15 protein-coding genes and 1 pseudogene are annotated in these 14,777 nt (G+C 74.5%); 9 read left to right on the forward strand and 7 right to left on the reverse strand.

All coding sequences use genetic code 11. The features are described from left to right. The first annotated feature begins 55 nt into the window (after nucleotides 1-55). Nucleotides 56-850 carry a hypothetical protein gene (locus B085_RS0134185; RefSeq protein WP_018563106.1) on the forward strand — a complete coding sequence of 265 codons (795 nt, stop codon included), beginning with the start codon at nucleotides 56-58 and terminating at the stop codon, nucleotides 848-850. A gap of 3 nt (nucleotides 851-853) precedes the next feature. Here B085_RS0134185 and B085_RS0134190 read toward each other — a convergent pair whose 3' ends face one another. Further along, nucleotides 854-1,666, reverse strand: coding sequence for a GntR family transcriptional regulator (locus tag B085_RS0134190; RefSeq protein ID WP_018563107.1), 813 nt, complete (start codon nucleotides 1,664-1,666; stop codon nucleotides 854-856). A gap of 389 nt (nucleotides 1,667-2,055) precedes the next feature. Between B085_RS0134190 and B085_RS0134195 the strand changes: the two genes are divergently transcribed. Further along, nucleotides 2,056-3,093 carry a DUF2637 domain-containing protein gene (locus B085_RS0134195; RefSeq protein ID WP_026251727.1) on the forward strand — a complete coding sequence of 346 codons (1,038 nt, stop codon included), beginning with the start codon at nucleotides 2,056-2,058 and terminating at the stop codon, nucleotides 3,091-3,093. Nucleotides 3,094-3,201: 108 nt separating this feature from the next. Here the strand turns inward: B085_RS0134195 and B085_RS0134200 are convergent, their stop codons facing one another. After that, a complete protein-coding gene (locus tag B085_RS0134200) occupies nucleotides 3,202-3,651 on the reverse strand; it encodes an ATP-binding protein (protein ID WP_018563109.1) in 450 nt (149 codons plus the stop codon). A gap of 174 nt (nucleotides 3,652-3,825) precedes the next feature. Here B085_RS0134200 and B085_RS51535 point away from each other — a divergent pair, with 174 nt between their 5' ends. Beyond that, the gene (locus B085_RS51535; protein WP_018563110.1) at nucleotides 3,826-4,479 is read left to right on the forward strand and encodes a GntR family transcriptional regulator; all 654 of its coding nucleotides are present in this window, start codon (nucleotides 3,826-3,828) and stop codon (nucleotides 4,477-4,479) included. Nucleotides 4,480-4,481: 2 nt separating this feature from the next. Next, nucleotides 4,482-4,976, forward strand: a complete 495-nt coding sequence (locus B085_RS0134210) for an OsmC family protein (RefSeq protein ID WP_018563111.1) — start codon at nucleotides 4,482-4,484, stop codon at nucleotides 4,974-4,976. A gap of 19 nt (nucleotides 4,977-4,995) precedes the next feature. Here B085_RS0134210 and B085_RS0134215 read toward each other — a convergent pair whose 3' ends face one another. After that, on the reverse strand, nucleotides 4,996-6,411 hold the full coding sequence (locus B085_RS0134215) for a glycoside hydrolase family 47 protein (protein WP_037733028.1): 1,416 nt from the start codon (nucleotides 6,409-6,411) through the stop codon (nucleotides 4,996-4,998). A 90-nt stretch (nucleotides 6,412-6,501) separates the two neighbouring features. Between B085_RS0134215 and B085_RS0134220 the strand changes: the two are divergent. Continuing rightward, nucleotides 6,502-6,945, forward strand: a pseudogene (locus B085_RS0134220) (alpha-mannosidase); the annotation flags it as partial. Between the two features lie 86 nt (nucleotides 6,946-7,031). On the opposite strand, the gene B085_RS0134225 reads toward B085_RS0134220, so the two are convergent. After that, nucleotides 7,032-8,444 carry a protein phosphatase 2C domain-containing protein gene (locus tag B085_RS0134225; RefSeq protein WP_018563114.1) on the reverse strand — a complete coding sequence of 471 codons (1,413 nt, stop codon included), beginning with the start codon at nucleotides 8,442-8,444 and terminating at the stop codon, nucleotides 7,032-7,034. A gap of 224 nt (nucleotides 8,445-8,668) precedes the next feature. On the opposite strand from B085_RS0134225, the gene B085_RS0134230 reads away from it, so the two are divergent. The 4 genes from B085_RS0134230 to B085_RS0134245 all read left to right on the forward strand — a co-directional run bounded on the left by B085_RS0134230 (nucleotide 8,669) and on the right by B085_RS0134245 (nucleotide 12,377). Continuing rightward, complete coding sequence (locus tag B085_RS0134230) at nucleotides 8,669-9,658, forward strand: helix-turn-helix domain-containing protein (RefSeq protein ID WP_026251729.1); 990 nt, start codon at nucleotides 8,669-8,671, stop codon at nucleotides 9,656-9,658. A gap of 79 nt (nucleotides 9,659-9,737) precedes the next feature. After that, nucleotides 9,738-10,220, forward strand: a complete 483-nt coding sequence (locus B085_RS0134235) for a DUF456 domain-containing protein (protein ID WP_018563116.1) — start codon at nucleotides 9,738-9,740, stop codon at nucleotides 10,218-10,220. Nucleotides 10,221-10,374: 154 nt separating this feature from the next. Further along, the gene (locus B085_RS0134240) at nucleotides 10,375-11,181 is read left to right on the forward strand and encodes a polysaccharide deacetylase family protein (protein WP_386986958.1); all 807 of its coding nucleotides are present in this window, start codon (nucleotides 10,375-10,377) and stop codon (nucleotides 11,179-11,181) included. A gap of 146 nt (nucleotides 11,182-11,327) precedes the next feature. Continuing rightward, a complete protein-coding gene (locus B085_RS0134245) occupies nucleotides 11,328-12,377 on the forward strand; it encodes a LacI family DNA-binding transcriptional regulator (RefSeq protein ID WP_018563118.1) in 1,050 nt (349 codons plus the stop codon). A gap of 11 nt (nucleotides 12,378-12,388) precedes the next feature. Here the strand turns inward: B085_RS0134245 and B085_RS0134250 are convergent, their stop codons facing one another. The 3 genes from B085_RS0134250 to B085_RS46045 form a co-directional block, all read right to left on the reverse strand. Next, nucleotides 12,389-12,778 (reverse strand): hypothetical protein, encoded by a 390-nt coding sequence (locus tag B085_RS0134250; protein WP_051102238.1) that lies wholly within the window; start codon nucleotides 12,776-12,778, stop codon nucleotides 12,389-12,391. An 85-nt stretch (nucleotides 12,779-12,863) separates the two neighbouring features. Beyond that, nucleotides 12,864-13,298, reverse strand: a complete 435-nt coding sequence (locus B085_RS0134255; RefSeq protein ID WP_018563120.1) for a roadblock/LC7 domain-containing protein — start codon at nucleotides 13,296-13,298, stop codon at nucleotides 12,864-12,866. A gap of 60 nt (nucleotides 13,299-13,358) precedes the next feature. Beyond that, nucleotides 13,359-14,498, reverse strand: coding sequence for a hypothetical protein (locus tag B085_RS46045; RefSeq protein ID WP_018563121.1), 1,140 nt, complete (start codon nucleotides 14,496-14,498; stop codon nucleotides 13,359-13,361). Nucleotides 14,499-14,777: the final 279 nt, after the last annotated feature.

A 14,777-nucleotide genomic window follows, 5' to 3' on the forward strand; every position in this document is an offset into this window, starting at 1 on the left:
GTGTCGTGCTGGACTTCGGCCCAACCGGCTCGATGACGCGCTTCGGGGAGGGCAAGTGGCGGACACCGCCATGTCGGACGCAGAGGTGGGACCGAACGCGCCGGGTGGCGACACGCCGCCCGACGTGACGCGGCTGCGGGGCCGCGGGTGCTGGACGGAGGCCGCGCTGCTGCTCGCACCCCACGCGGAGCGGTCGCCGGCGGCGGCCACACGGCGGGCGGCGCTGCTGATCGAGTGCTGCATGTTCACCCTGGACGGCTGGGCGGAGGCCGAGGACGCGCTGCGCACGGCGGAGGCCCTGGCCCGTACCGACGACGAGCGCGGCGAGGCCGCCTGCGAACGCGGCAACCTGGCGTACCTGGCGACGCTCTTCGGGCTCCGCGACCGGGCCGACGAGGCACGGGCGGCCCTGATGCGCAGCGCGGCGCTGCTGGCGCCCGGTGCGGCGGGGCGTCCGCTGCTGGACTTCCGCCGCGGGCTGGTCGCGGAGAACCTGGGCGACGACCCGGCCGCGGCGCGCGCCGCGTACCGCCGGGCGCACGCGGGGGCGGTGGCCCACGACGACGTGCTGCTGACCTCGTACACCTGGCGGCACCTGGCCGGGCTGGCGGCTCGCGACGGGGACGTCACCGAGGCGCGCCACGGCTTCACGGAGTCGCTGCGGATCCGTGTGGAGCTCGGCTACGCCGTCGGGGTCGCGCCGGCCCTGACCGCGCTGGCCGGGGTGACGCCGGATCCCGAGGCGGGACGGCTGCGCGCGGAGGCGGCGCGGTTGTTCCGGACCCTGGGCGGGGTGCCCGTGTGGCTGGCGGAGGAGCTGCCCGGGGAGCCGGCGCCGGACGCCGGCTGAGCGTCACGCCCCGGAGAAGTGCCGGCGCACCAGTGACTCGGCGGCGGTGAGGTCGCCGGAGACCAGTGCCTCCAGCAGCGCCGCGTGCTGCGTGGCGTCGGCGACCAGGCGGGCGCTGATGCCGCGCACGGGTGCGGCGCCGGGGCGGGCGTGGCCGTGGTCCTCGGTGACCGGCCACTGCGACCTGCGGTGCAGCTCGTCGGCGACGGCGACGAGCTGCCGGTTGCCGGAGAGCTCCAGCAGCGCGCGGTGGAAGGCGCGGTCGGCCTCGGCGTAGGCGGCGCGGTCGCCCAGTGCCGCGGCGGCCACCGTGGCCTCGGCGAGCGGGCGCAGCTGCTCCCAGCGGGACGCGGGCAGGGTGCGGGCCATGCGCAGTACGACGGGGACCTCCAGGAGCGCGCGCACCTCGGCGAGCTCGGCGAGGTCCCGGCTGCTGCGCTCGGCGACCCGGAAGCCCTTGTTCGGCATGGCCTCCACCGCGCCCTCACGGGCCAGCAGCTGCATCGCCTCGCGCACCGGGGTCGCGGAGACCCCGAAGCGCTCGGCGAGCGCGGGCGCGGAGTACACCGCCCCGGGGCGCAGCTCTCCGGTGAGCAGGGCGCCGCGCAAGGCGCGCAGGACCTGGTCCCGCACGGTGGACCGCTCGGGCAGCCGGCGCGGCCGGGGAAGACCTTCGGCCCGCTCCGGGGCGGCCTGCGTGCCGGGCTCGGCGTGCGGATGGGCGCCCCGGACCCGCTCGTCGTGACCGGGGGGCAGCCCGGGGGCCGCGGCGGCGGGCGCCGCGGGGCGCCGCTGGGCGCGGGGGGCGTACTCCACAGGGGCTCCTTCGGGCAGTCGTGTGCGCTGGCGCACTTTCGTGGGGAATGTACGCCGCCGTCTATTGCAACACGCTCGGCGACCGGCTTCGAGCCCCCGTGGGCCCGCTCTCCCCCGGCCAAGATCGTCCGAGGGGTGGTGGCACACCTCGTGTGGATCTTTCACCGATGTCATCCGGCCGCCCGTCAGGCCACAGGTTTCCACTCGCTCAACTGAACCGGTCCCGCTACCCAGTTCGAGCATTCTGTCGATCCCGCCCCACACCGCCCCTCCGTTGGCGTTCTCTTGCCCTGAAACCGCATCACACGTTCCAGGTGTTCGCCAGGATGGCGCGCGGACGCCGTCTCGCGGCCCGAGCGCGACGGTACTGCGACGCAAGGAATCGCACGATGAGACTTACGGACACAACGCTGGACTGGGCGCTCCCGTGCGCCGTGGGTCTGGCGGTCCTCGCCGCCGCGGCAGTGTTCCTGCGCAACCGCAAGGCCCGCAAGGAGGACGCGGGCCAGGGGGATTCCTGGGAGCGCGCGGAGGAGCGGCGCCGCAAGAAGGAGGCCCTGTACGGAACGGCCTCCTACGTCCTGCTGTTCGGGTGCGCCTCGGTCGCCGCGGCCCTGTCCTTCCACGGCCTGGTCGGCTTCGGCCGGCAGAACCTCGGCCTGTCCGGCGGCTGGGAGTACCTGGTGCCCTTCGGGCTCGACGGCGCGGCCATGTTCTGCTCGGTGCTCGCCGTCCGCGAGGCGAGCCACGGTGACGCGGCGCTGGGCTCCCGCATGCTGGTGTGGTTGTTCGCGGGCGCGGCGGCATGGTTCAACTGGGTCCACGCGCCGCGCGGCGGCGGCCACGCCGGGGCCCCGGAGTTCTTCGCGGGCATGTCGCTCTCGGCGGCCGTGCTCTTCGACCGCGCCCTCAAGCAGACCCGCCGGGCCGCCCTGCGCGAGCAGGGGCTGATCCCGCGGCCGCTGCCGCAGATCCGCATGGTCCGCTGGCTGCGCGCGCCCCGCGAGACGTACGGCGCCTGGTCGCTGATGCTGCTCGAGGGCGTCCGCACCCTCGACGAGGCCGTCGAGGAGGTCCGCGAGGAACGTGCCCGCCAGGAGCAGGAGGCGATGCGCCGCCGCGGGCACGAGCGCCTGGAACGGGCCCGCATCAAGGCGATCAACCGGCAGCACCGCATCTGGAACCGCGGCGGCAGCAAGTACGAGCTGCCCTCCTCGGCCGCGGCGGGTGCCCAGTCCGGCGCGGAGCCTGCCATAGAACCGGAGAAGGCCGAACTGCCCGCGCGCTCCCGGCCCGCCCTTTCGCCCGTGCGTGAGGAGACCGCCCGTACGACGATCGACCTCACCTCCGAGGACGACACCATGGCGCTCCCCAAGCTGGACTCGCTGGAGCGCAAACTCGCCGACCTGGAGCGCCAGTACGGCTGATCGCGCGCCCGCGACGTCCCGTCGGTGCGCTGCCCCGGCCCGGTACCCCGGCCGGGGTGGCGGCGCGTCGGGGGGCGATGGGTCAGGGGGCACCGGGTCAGGGGCGGATCAGCCGGCCTCCGCGTCGAGTTCGAACCAGACGATCTTCCCTGTGCCGTCGCCGTCCGGGCGGACCCCCCAGGCGTCGGCGAGCGACTGGACGAGCAGCAGTCCGCGGCCGGAGGTGCGGCGGTCGGAGGGGGCGCGCAGTCGCGGGTGGCGGGTCGTGAAGTCCCTTACCTCCACGCGCAGGCAGTGGGCCGGGCCGGGCTGCAGCGTCACCGTGAGGACGGCGCCGCGGTCGGTGTGCCGCAGGGCGTTGGTGACGAGTTCGGTGGTGAGGAGTTCCGCGGTGTCGGCGAGGGCGGGCACGCCCCAGTTCCGTAACGCCTCGCGCAGCAGCCTGCGGACGTCGGCGACGGCCGGCAGGTCGGCGTGCTGGAGGGGCCGGTGCAGCCGGCACGCCTCGACGGGCCCCCCGGCCTCCCTGCCGCCCTGCTGGACAGGCTGACGTTCCATCGGCTCCGCTCCGGCCGCTGACGCCCATTCGGGTTCGAACATCTACGCGCAATGCATGCCCCACCGCGACCACCTCCAGTCATGGGCCGCGGACGGAGCGCTCCTGTACGCGATGTATTCACTGTATCCATTGCATACATTGCATACCGTGCATGCAATGGATACAGTGAAGGGGTGCAGCAGACGGACGCCGCGCGCACGCGGCTGCGGGAACTGATCCTGGACGGGGTGTACGCCCCCGGCCAGCGCCTCACCGAGCTCGAGGCCGCGGCGGTGCTGGCCATGAGCCGTACACCGGTGCGGGAGGCGTTCCGGGCGCTGGTCGCCGACGGGCTGGTGCGTTCTGCGGGGCGCGGGGTGAGCGTGGTCGAGCTGGGGCCGGAGGCGCTGCGGCACGCCTACCAGGTACGGGGCGTGCTGGAGGGTCTGACGGCGGAGCTGGCCGCGGAGCGGCAGCGGCGCGGGGAGATGGCGCCCGCGGAGCTGACCGCGCTGGAGCGGATCGCCGCGGACGCCCAGGAGGCCACGGCCGCCGGCAGGCTGGTCGAGGCCGTCCGGCACAACCGGCGCTTCCACGGCCGGATCGCCGCCCTGTCGGCGAACCCGGTGGCCGCCGCGTCGCTGGAGCGGCTGTGGGACCAGATCCAGGTCTCCACACGCCGGTCGCTGGCCGCGCCGGAGCGCCCCGACCAGGTCGCCGCGCAACACCTGCGGCTGCTCGCCGCGATCGCCGCCGGCCGTGCCGAAGAGGCCCACGCGGCCGCCCGTGAGCACGTCATGGACACCTGCGCCGCCCACGAGCGGGGCGGGACGGAGGAGGAGCGTTAGCCGTGCCCGACATCAGCAAGCGCCACACCTACACCACCGAGGTCGTCTGGACCGGCAACCGGGGCACGGGCACCAGCACGTACCGCGGTTACGGGCGGGAGCACGAGGTCGCCGCGCCCGGTCTGCCCGTGCCGCCGATACCCGGCAGCTCGGACCCGGCCTTCCGCGGCGACCCCGCCCGCTGGAACCCCGAACAGCTGCTGCTCGCCGCGCTGTCGCAGTGCCACATGCTCTCGTATCTGCACGTGTGCACCGTCGCCGGAGTGGTGGTCACCTCCTACACCGACCGTGCGGAGGGCACGATGGAGGAGACCGGCGACGGCGGCGGCCACTTCACGCGGGCCCTGCTGCGGCCCCGGGTGGAGGTGGCCTCCGCCGCCATGGTGGAGGCCGCCGTCGAGCTGCACGCCGAAGCCCACCGGTTGTGCTTCATCGCCGGCTCGGTCGCCTTCCCCGTGGCGCACGAGGCGCAGGTCACCGTCGCGGCGGGCGGCTGAGCGGCCTTCGGGGCGCGGATCAGCGCAGTCCGCGCAGGACGTTGCCCTCCGTGGTGAGGTAGTTGGAGCGGTAGTCGAACCGGCGCGCCCGCGCGAACAGCAGGTAGTAGTACTTGGCGTTCTCGCTGAACCAGTAGGCCGGGGTCAGGTCGCCCAGCTTCATGGGACGGGCGGTCACGTCACGCACCACGGTGTATCCGTTGGCCACCTTGCAGTACTGCCTCTGCCGCCGGAACATCTCGGCGGCCCGTCGCCGGTAGAGCTCCTTGCCCGTGGCGAGCCACAGGAAGAGGCAGGAGTCCACGTACTCCGGGCGCAGCGGGTAGGAGGCGTCCAGGGCGCGCATGCCGTGGTAGTCGAGGCTTTCGGGCGGCAGGCGGAAGGAGCGCAGGGCGGCCGCCCAGCTGTCGTGGTAGGCCTCGCCCTCGGCGACGCGACCGCTCTGGGCGAGCAGTCCGGCGTAGAAGGCGGTCAGCTCGGACTGCGCGTGCCCGGTGGCTGCGCCCGTGCGCATGTCGGCCTGGCGGAACCACAGCCGTCCCGAACGGCGCTCGGTCAGGTGCCTCAGCACGGCCGCGGTGAGCGTGGAGTACCAGGTGCGCAGCTCCTCGTCGCGGTAGAGCTCCCAGCCGTCCCACAGGTACTCGTAGAAGGAGTCGACGGGCGGGTCGAGGGTGGCGGTGGTGCCGGTCCACGCGCCGGTCTCGACGTTCATGCCGGTGCCGAGCAGGTTCAGCCGCGAGCGGCGTTCGTAGACGGCGCGCAGGGCCTTCTTCGCGGCGTCGTAGTACTTCCGGTCCCCGGTGAGCCGGGACAGCTCGCCGAACTCGGTGATGCAGGTGCCGATCTCGGCGAGGTGGTTCTCCTTGCCCGAGACGGCGCCGGTGGCCAGGTTCACATAGCGGTAGGGGGCCCCGGTGGGCGACCGGGTGAAGGCGGGCAGCAGCCGGTCCGCCAGCTCGCGGGCGCGGTCGAGCAGGACCGTGTCCTTGGTGGCCAGGTGCCCGGAGAGCAGCCCGCCGACCATGCGGATGATCGTCTCGAAGACCTGGACGGGGGCGTCCTGGCCGAGTACGAGGTCGTCGCGCACCCACTGGACGCCCGCGTCCAGTTCCTCGTCCAGCTCCATCAGGTAGAGGGTGTCCAGCGCCTCGATGATCGTCAGGCCGAGGGTGCTGCCGGGGATGAAGAAGTCCGAGCCGGCGCCGGTGAGCGGCCGCAACTCGTCGCGGCCCCAGGCGAGTCTGCGGTAGGCGTCCCAGGCGCTGCGGAACTCGGTGACGGACGCGCGGGCGAGCGCCGCGTACGGGTCGGTGGCGGCCGCCGCCGACCCGGGCAGGGACACGGAGGGGACGGCGGCGAGGGGGGCGAGCCGGGCGGCGGCGCCGAGCAATCCGCGCCGGGAGAGTCCGCGGGGACGCGCGATTTTTCTCATGCCCCGAAAACCCCGTCCGCCTTCCGGGCGTTACGGGACACCAGCGCATTGACGGGGAATCCATCCGGTGAGCCGACCCGAGGAGCTGAGATGCACGACGACCGTCTGCTGGTCGAGGGCCGCCTGACCAGGGCCATGAACCAGTTCGTCCGGCCCGCCCGCTACGCCGCACGGGTGCCGCTGGGCATGTCGGTGTGGCACGTGGAGGACCGGCGGGGTGAGCCGCTGCCGGTCGGAGAGGCCCTGAAGGCGTGGTCGGACGGAACGTTCGAACCGTTCTCCGTGGGCACGCCCTGGGGGCCGCCGTGGTCGACCAGCTGGTTCCGGCTGGAGGGCACGGTGCCTGCTGCCTGGAGGGGCCGCCGGGTCGAGGCCGTGATCGACCCGGGGTTCGGCACCGACGGCCCGGGCTTCGTTGCCGAGGGGATGGTGTACGACGCCGAGGGGGTGCCGGTCAAGGGCGTCCACCCGCTCAACCGCCACGTCCCGGTGGCCTCTCCCGCCGCCGGGGGCGAGCGGGTGGGCCTGCCGCTGGTGGACGCCGGGCGCGAAGGCGACACCGTCGCCCTCGCGCTGCGCCCGTTCCAGATCCTGACGCTGCGGCTCACCCCCGCACCGCGTCAGGCGTCCCAGACGGCGACCGCCGTACGGTCGTCGGCGTAGCCCTTGACCCGGGTCTGGGTGTCGCCGAGGAAGGCCGCCAGGCCCGGGGGCCCGGCGGCACCCCACCGCTGGGTCAGGCGGGCGGCGAGGGCGGGTTCGCCGCGCAGCGGCCCGGCCAGGCCGCCGCTGCACAGCAGAAGGGTGTCGCCGGAACGGGCCACGGAGGCGCGGAAGCGGAAGCGTACGGCCGGGCTGTCCTCCGTCTCGGCGTGCTCGTCGGGCCGCCAGGGGTCGAGGTCCTGCCACTCGCCGCCGCGGATGCGGTAGAGCCCGCCGTCGCCGACGCCGAAGAAGAGCCGGATACGGCAGTCGGGGTCGGCGGGCAGCAGCAGGCAGCGGAGGGTGGCGCTGTAGTCGGCCGGCTCCAGGCCCAGGTCCTCGCCGCGGGCGCGCAGCCGTCCGTAGCAGCGGTCGGTCAGGCGGTGCAGCCCGGACTTGAGGGAGCCCCGTCGGGAGGCGCGGATGTCCTCGCTCAGCCGTGCCTGGCTGCGGCCCACCGCCGTCGCCATCCAGGTGCAGGCGTCGCGGGCGGCGCGGTGGGCGGTGTCCGAGGTGCGGGGGCCGGTGGCGACGGCGATCAGCAGCAGCGCGTCGTCGCCGCCGCCGAAGCGGGCGGTCAGGACGGCGTCGCGGCGCGGCTCGCCGCGGTAGCGGGCGGAGTCGCCGCGCACCGAGGCCGTCCTGATTGTCAGCAGGCCGTAGCGGGCGCCGTCGAGTTCGGTGTCCGGGACGAGGTCGTCGAGGGCGTCCGGGTCGGCCGCCGGCCACGCGGTGGGCTCGGGGTCGTACGTGGGCGGGCCGTCGCCGACGTACGCCACCTCGGTGGGGGTGGGCGGCGGCAGGACGGTCGGTGCGGACCCGACGGGCGGGGCGGCGGGGGCCGGGGGTCCCGGGGGCGCCTCGGACGGCGGGGACTCGGGGGCGGGTTCGGCCGGGGCCCAGCCCGGGGGCAGTCCTGGCGGCTCCGAGGCCGGTCGGGGCGCCGCCTGGGGGTGGGGCGGGCCCTGGTACTGCCAGGGGCGCGGGGCGGTCGCCGGGGGCGGTGCCGGGCGGCGCAGCCGCAGGGTGTCGGGCGGGCCGGCGTCGTTCTCGTCGGGGCCCGCCCCGGACCGGCCGCCCGGGGCCCGCGCCGGATGGGCGCCGGTGTACCGGCCGTCACCGGGCGCGGCCGGCGGAGCCGTGTCCTGCGGGGCGGCCTGCGCCGGCACCGTACCGCCGCCGTCCGCCTCCTCGCCGAGGGCGGTGAGGGCCGAGCTGTAGCGGTCGTCGAGCGTGTCACCGGGCTCGCGGCCCCCGGGGTCGGGCTGCCCGTACAACTGCCGCCACCACTCGTCCTCTTGGCGGCGGTCCGTCTCCCCCTGCTGACTCATGCCCCTATTGTCCACCGGAGGGCGCGCGGCGAAACAGGGTTCGGGAACGCGAATGGCCCGACGGGCGGCCGGCCCCCTCCTCGGGCAGCACGTCGGACGATCCAGTGGGGACACCTTGCCAGGACAGCGGTTCGAGCAGGGATGATGGCGGGCGGCGGGATTACGCCATGGCTCATTTCCGCCATACCCGCGTGTTGCGTTCGCCGGATCCGGAAGGGGTGCCCGTGCTCGGTGCCGTAGGGCTCGACGATGCCCAGGAGGCGGCGTACCGCGCCCTGGTGGGGCTGGGTGCCGCCGAGGTCGTCGACCTCTCGCGCAGGCTCGGCATGCCCGAGGACGAGGCGGCCCGCGTCCTGCGGCTGCTGGAGCGGCAGGGTCTCGTCGCGCAGTCCTCCGCCCGGCCCGGCCGCTGGGTGGCCGCCCCGCCCACGGTGGCGCTCGGCGCCCTGCTCACCCAGCACAGGCACCACCTGGAGCAGGCCGAACTGGCGGCCGCCGTGCTGGCGCAGGAGTACCGGGGCGAGGCCGCGGAGCCCTCGGCGCACGACCTGGTGGAGGTGGTGACCGGGGCGAGCGCGGTGGCACACCGCTTCAACCAGCTCCAACTGGGCGCGGAGAAGGAGGTCTGCGCCCTGGTGACGGGCACGCCGATGGTGGTGTCGGGGATGGAGAACACCGCCGAGGAGCGCGCCGTCGAACGCGGGGTGGGCTTCCGCGTGGTCGTCGAGCGCGAGGTCGTCAGCGGGCCGAACGGCATCGCCGGACTGACCGCCGCACTCCGCCGCGAGGAACGGGTGCGGATCGTGGACCGTGTCCCGACCAAGCTGGTGGTGGCCGACCGTTCGCTGGCGATGGTGCCCATGGCCCGGGACGCGGGCGGCCCGGCCGCGCTGGTCGTCCACGGCAGCGGGCTGCTGGACTCGCTGATGGCGCTCTTCGAGAGTGTCTGGCGCGAGGCCCTGCCGATCCGGCTGGACACCGGGGGCGCCCCGTACGAGGAGTCGCCGGACGCGCCAGACGCCGTCGACCTGCAGATCCTGTCGCTGCTGCTGGCCGGGCTCACCGACGCCAGCGTCGCCAAGCAGCTGGAGGTGGGGTTGCGCACGGTGCAGCGACGCGTGAAGCGGCTGATGGAGCTGGCCGACGTGACGACCCGGCTGCAGCTGGGCTGGCACGCGTACGAGCGCGGCTGGGTGGAGCGCAATCCCCTCTGAACGGGGCGTACTTGGCCGGCGGCCGGCAAGGGCGGAAAACCAGGGGGCGCCGGGGCCCGGCTTCCGGCACGCTGGGCGCATGGGGACCGGACAGCTGTGCCTGATCGGTGCCGTCATGCTGTCCGGACTGCTGGGCGTGCTCGTACCGGGAGCGCCGGGCCCGCTGATGTGCTGGGCCGCCGTCCTGTGGTGGGCGACGCATCTGCACACCTCGTCGTCCTGGGGCGTCCTGGCGGCGGCCACCGGTGTGCTGCTGCTCAACCAGGCCGTCCAGCTCCTGCTGCCCGCCCGGTCGGTACGGGAGGCCGGGGTGCCACGGCAGGCATTCCTCGTCGCCGGGCTGTGGGCAGTCGCCGGCTTCTTCCTGCTGCCGGTCGTGGGCGCGCCGGCCGGTTTCACCCTCGCCCTCTACGGCGGGGAGCGGATGCGGCTGGGCAGCCACGGCGCGGCCTGGTCCTCCACCCGTACGGCGATGCGGGCCGCCGGAACGGCGCTGCTGGCCGAGCTGTTCGCGTGCCTGCTCGTCACCGGGGCGTGGCTGGTGGCCGTCCTCACCTCATAGGCGCGCGGCCCGTACCGTCGCCGTCCGCCGACAGGACCGTCAGGGCTCCGTAACAGCCGGATCCACCGGCGCCCAGCCCCCGTCCTCCCGTGTGCACGTACGGAACGCGGAACAACAGGACTCGGGGAGCGGTGCGGACATGGGGTGGAGCGGGATGCGGGGGACGAACGGCCGAATACTGGCGGCGGCGTTGGGCGTGGCGGGGGTGGCCGCGCTGGCGTCGGTGTGGACCGCCCAGGCCGGCACCGCCGACGGGCGGCAGGCGGCGCAGCGTCCGGCGAAGCCGACGGCCTCCGCCGAGCCGCGGCCGATACCCGGGCAGACCTCCGTGCCGGACGCCGCGCTGCCGGCCCCCGTGGTGAACATGGACATCGCCCACGCCTCCGACAAGGGCCCGCGGGGCGTCAACATCACCATCGACGACGGGCCCGACCCGCGGTGGACGCCGCAGATCCTCCAGGTGCTGGAGGACAACGGCGTGAAGGCGACCTTCTGCATGGTCGGCACGCAGGCCCGGGCCCACCCCGGCCTGGTGAAGGCGGTGGTGGCCGCCGGGCACCGGCTGTGCGACCACTCCGTGACGCACGACACGACGATGAACGGCAAGTCGCGCCAGTACCAGGCGAAGGAGATCCTGGACGCCGAACGCATGATCACCCGCGCCTCGGGGGGCGTCAGGCCGCTCTACTACCGCGCTCCGGGCGGCGCCTTCACCCCGTACAGCCGCCAGCTGGCGGCGTCCCGCGGCATGCGCCCGCTGGGCTGGAACGTCGACTCCGAGGACTTCAAGCAGCCGGGCACCGCCGCGCTGGTCTCCACCGTCAGGAACGAGATCTCCAACGGGCCGACCGTGCTCTTCCACGACGCGGGCGGGGACCGCGGCCAGACCGTCGAGGCGCTGCGGCAGGTCCTTCCCTGGCTGAAGCAGCAGGGCTACACCTTCGGCTTCCCGGTGCGCTGACCGCCCCGGCGGTCGACCTATCGGCCGGCCGCTCGCGCAAAGGAGGCAGAGAGCGCTCTCAGAAACCGGCTCCGAGCTGCGGCGAGAGCGCTCTCTCCCTGCTCCCGGGAGGGACTACGCTGTTGCCGTCCCGAGAGGAGCACCCCTTGTCCGACCAGATCTCCGGAGCGCGCCCGACGCTCGAGGCCGTCGCCGAACGGGCCGGCGTCTCCCGGGCCACCGCGTCGCGCGTCGTGAACGGCGGGACGGGAGTGCGCGAGGCGCTGGTGGAGAAGGTCCGCAGGGCCGTCGAGGAGCTGGGCTACGTACCCAACCAGGCGGCCCGCTCGCTGGTCACGCGGCGCACCGGGGCGGTCGCCGTCGTCGTCGCGGAGCCGGAGAGCCGGGTCTTCGCGGACCCCTTCTTCGCGCAGCAGCTGCTCGGCATCAGCCGTGAGCTGGCGGTGCACGACTCGCAGCTGGTGCTGCTGCTGGTGGAGGGCACGGCCGACTACGAGCGCGTGGGCCGTTATCTGTCCGGCGGGCACGTGGACGGCGCGCTGGTCTTCTCGCTGCACGCCGAGGACCCGCTGCCCGGCATCACCCGCCGCATCGGGCTGCCGACCGTCTTCGGCGGGCGCCCTGGCTGGCCGGCGGCCGACGGGGACCGCAGCGTGCTGTACGTGGACTCGGACAACCGCGGCGGGGCCCGCGAGGCGGTACGCCACCTGCTCTCCCTGGGGCGGGAGCGCATCGCGACCGTCACCGGCCCCCTGGACCAGACCGCGTCGGTGGACCGGCTCGACGGCTACCACGACATCCTGATGGACGCCGACCCGCGACTGGTCGTCGAGGGCGACTTCTCCGAGGCGGGCGGGGCCCGCGCCATGGCCGAGCTGCTGGACCGGGCGCCGGACGTCGACGCCGTCTTCGTCGCCTCCGACCTGATGGCCTGCGGTGCGCTGCGGGTGCTGCGCGAACGGGGCCGCCGGGTGCCGGAGGACGTCGCGATCGTCGGCTTCGACGACATGGCCTCGGTCGCGGAGCTGGCCGACCCCCCGCTGACGACGGTCCGCCAGGAGATCGAGGAGATGGGCCGGTTGATGGTCCGGCTGCTCGTGCGGGGCCTGGAACGGCGGTCGGAGGAGGACAGCGGCGGCCGCCCGCTGTCCTCGCTCGTCACACCGACCCGGCTGGTGCGGCGCGCCAGCGCCTGACCGGCCGGGGCTCAGAGCGTGCTGTGCTCCTTGACCACGCGGCGGGCCTGGGCGAAGAGCATCCCCACGTTGACCGAACGGCGGCATACGACGACGGCGACGACTTCCTCGTTCAGGTTGTTGCGCATGAACAGGTGGGTCAGGTTGTCGCTGTTGACGAGGATCTCCTGGAAGTAGTGCGCGTCGCTGGTGACTCCGCGGCGCTCCTTGAAGACGTCCTCGATCATCACCACCGTGCGCCCCTGGAAGAGGTCGAGGGTCGCCGCGGCGAGCAGGTCCAGCACCTCCGGCGGATGGCTGTCGACGGTGTCGACGGAGAGCAGCATGCCCGTCGACATGTCGACCACACCGGCGGCGAGGCAGTCGGGGACCTCCTGGCGCAGGTTCTTCACCAGGCCCATGACCTGGTCGGACAGGTTGCCGTGCGGGCGTTTTCCGGTGGTGCTCACAGCACTCCTTCGGTGGTCTTCGCTGGGGGCGGGGGCGTCATCCGAGGACTCCCTCCGGGTCGTACGCGGAGTCCGGCGCAGGTACGGCGCCCGGTCCGGGTTCGGGGGCCAGCAGGATCGCGCCGATGCGCTCGACGGCGGACCGGGCCTCGACGTGGAGCTGGGGGACGTTCATGCCCTCGTCGCCCACGACGACGAGGATCGCGGTCTCGCCGACCGCGTAGACGGCGGTGTAGCCGCCACTGCTGCAGGTCACGGTCCTGCGCAGCGGGCCGCGCAGGGCCGCCGCGGCGATCCGCCGGGCGAGCCCGAGGCTGGCCGCGGCCAGCGCGGCGAGGCCGTTGGGGTCGATGGCGTCCTCGGTGTCGGCGGCGATCAGCAGGCCGTCGACGGCCGCCACGACCGTGTCGGTGACGCCGACCACCCGGTCCCGCAAAGTGCGCATCTCGGCGACCAGGGCGTCATGATTCATGCACGTGCACCTCCTTGAATTCCCTTCGGTCGGTGTTGCGTCGGTCCCCGGGGATTTCGGTCACGGGGAATCGGTCCGGCTCCGTCCTCGCGGCCGGAGAAATCCTTTCCAGCCCGGTTGCGGGCGGCCGGCGTCGAGTGCCTCGCGAATACCGCTGGCGCCCGGTTCGCGGCGGGGCAGGCCCTCGGCGGCCGGGGCCGCGCCGGGGGCCTCCCCCGGCTCCCGTTCCGGCGGGTGCGGGTACGGGCCCGGGTTCGCGAGGTCCTCCCGGGGAGCGAGGGGAGGGCGCGGCGCGGCGGGTCCCGCCGGCTCCGCGGGGGCCGGGGCGAACGGCTCGGGGGGCGGCGGCGCCGGGTCCGCGACGGGGGCCGACGGGTCCGCGACGGGGGCCGCCGGGTCCGCGACGGGGGCCGCCGGGTCCGCGACGGGGGCCGCCGGGTCCGCGACGGGGGGCGACGGGTCCGCGACCGGTGGCGGCTGCGCGGGCGCCGGCGGAGCCGGGACGGTCTCGACGAGGCCCTCGGCGCACATCCGGGCGACCTCCACGGTGATCGTGTAGACCCCGCGCCCGATGAGGAACGCGATGTCCCGGGGGCTGCGCCGTCCGTTGGCGCAGCCGAGGATCTCGCGGCGCACCGGGGCCAGCGGCTCGTCGGCCCACGCGGGCGGCCCCACGGCGGTGACCCGGTCGCGGTCGGGGGAGACCCGACGCGGCAGCGACGCCAGCGCGGCAAGCCGGCGACCGGCCTCGACCAGCAGTTCCTCCGGTTCCACCCCCGGGGCCAGGCCCTGCGGCAGGGCGGCCGGTCGGGCACCCGGCGCGTCGGGGTCGAAGGCGCAGTTGTCCAGCCGTCCGGCCAGCACGGCGAAGACCGCGTCCTGAACGGCCATCATGTGCAGCACCTGGAACTCGGCCGTGCCGAGACGCCCCCCGGCGGCGATCGCCGCGCCCGGCAACAGCCCCGTAGCGGCGGCGTCGTGGGCGGCGTTCCACTCGTCGGCGTCGATGCGCCCGGAGCGGACGAGCAGGGTGCCGACCCCCGGCGCCCCGGGGCTCTCCACGGCCACGACCGCACCGTCGAGCAGATGGAAGGCCCCGCCGGGGCTGCCCTGCACGTGCAGCACCCCGGTGGCCCGTTCGTCGCGGCACCTGGACAGCGCGCGGCCGAGCAGACCGTGAGCGGCATTCCGGGCGGGCACGGAACCGGATGGTGCCGAGGTCATCGCTCCCCTTGCTGCGTCTGTTCGGGCATACGGGCATACGGGCGGGTGGGCTCGCGGACATAGGGACGGGAGGCACGGAAAAGTCGTACTCGTGCACGAACATTCACGCCGGCGGGTAATTTCTAGCAGCCCTCGGGCATGCCTCTCCGGCCATCGCACGACATGACCGAGGACGAATATTCGAGTCCTGTGGATGTCAATTCCGTGCCCTTTCACGAGCGTTTCCGCGACGACGACCGCAGGCATGCGGAGAGC

This window comes from Streptomyces sp. BoleA5 (assembly GCF_000373665.1).
GTDB lineage: Bacteria > Actinomycetota > Actinomycetes > Streptomycetales > Streptomycetaceae > Actinacidiphila.

Excerpts from the sequence above, each read along its gene's own strand:
- B085_RS0134195 (WP_026251727.1), top strand. The coding sequence starts at position 2,056 with ATGAGACTTACGGACACAACGCTGGACTGGGCGCTCCCGTGCGCCGTG.
- B085_RS0134200 (WP_018563109.1), bottom strand. The coding sequence starts at position 3,651 with ATGGAACGTCAGCCTGTCCAGCAGGGCGGCAGGGAGGCCGGGGGGCCC.
- B085_RS0134215 (WP_037733028.1), bottom strand. The coding sequence starts at position 6,411 with ATGAGAAAAATCGCGCGTCCCCGCGGACTCTCCCGGCGCGGATTGCTC.
- B085_RS0134225 (WP_018563114.1), bottom strand. The coding sequence starts at position 8,444 with ATGAGTCAGCAGGGGGAGACGGACCGCCGCCAAGAGGACGAGTGGTGG.
- B085_RS0134235 (WP_018563116.1), top strand. The coding sequence starts at position 9,738 with ATGGGGACCGGACAGCTGTGCCTGATCGGTGCCGTCATGCTGTCCGGA.
- B085_RS0134240 (WP_386986958.1), top strand. The coding sequence starts at position 10,375 with ATGCGGGGGACGAACGGCCGAATACTGGCGGCGGCGTTGGGCGTGGCG.
- B085_RS0134250 (WP_051102238.1), bottom strand. The coding sequence starts at position 12,778 with ATGGGCCTGGTGAAGAACCTGCGCCAGGAGGTCCCCGACTGCCTCGCC.
- B085_RS0134255 (WP_018563120.1), bottom strand. The coding sequence starts at position 13,298 with ATGAATCATGACGCCCTGGTCGCCGAGATGCGCACTTTGCGGGACCGG.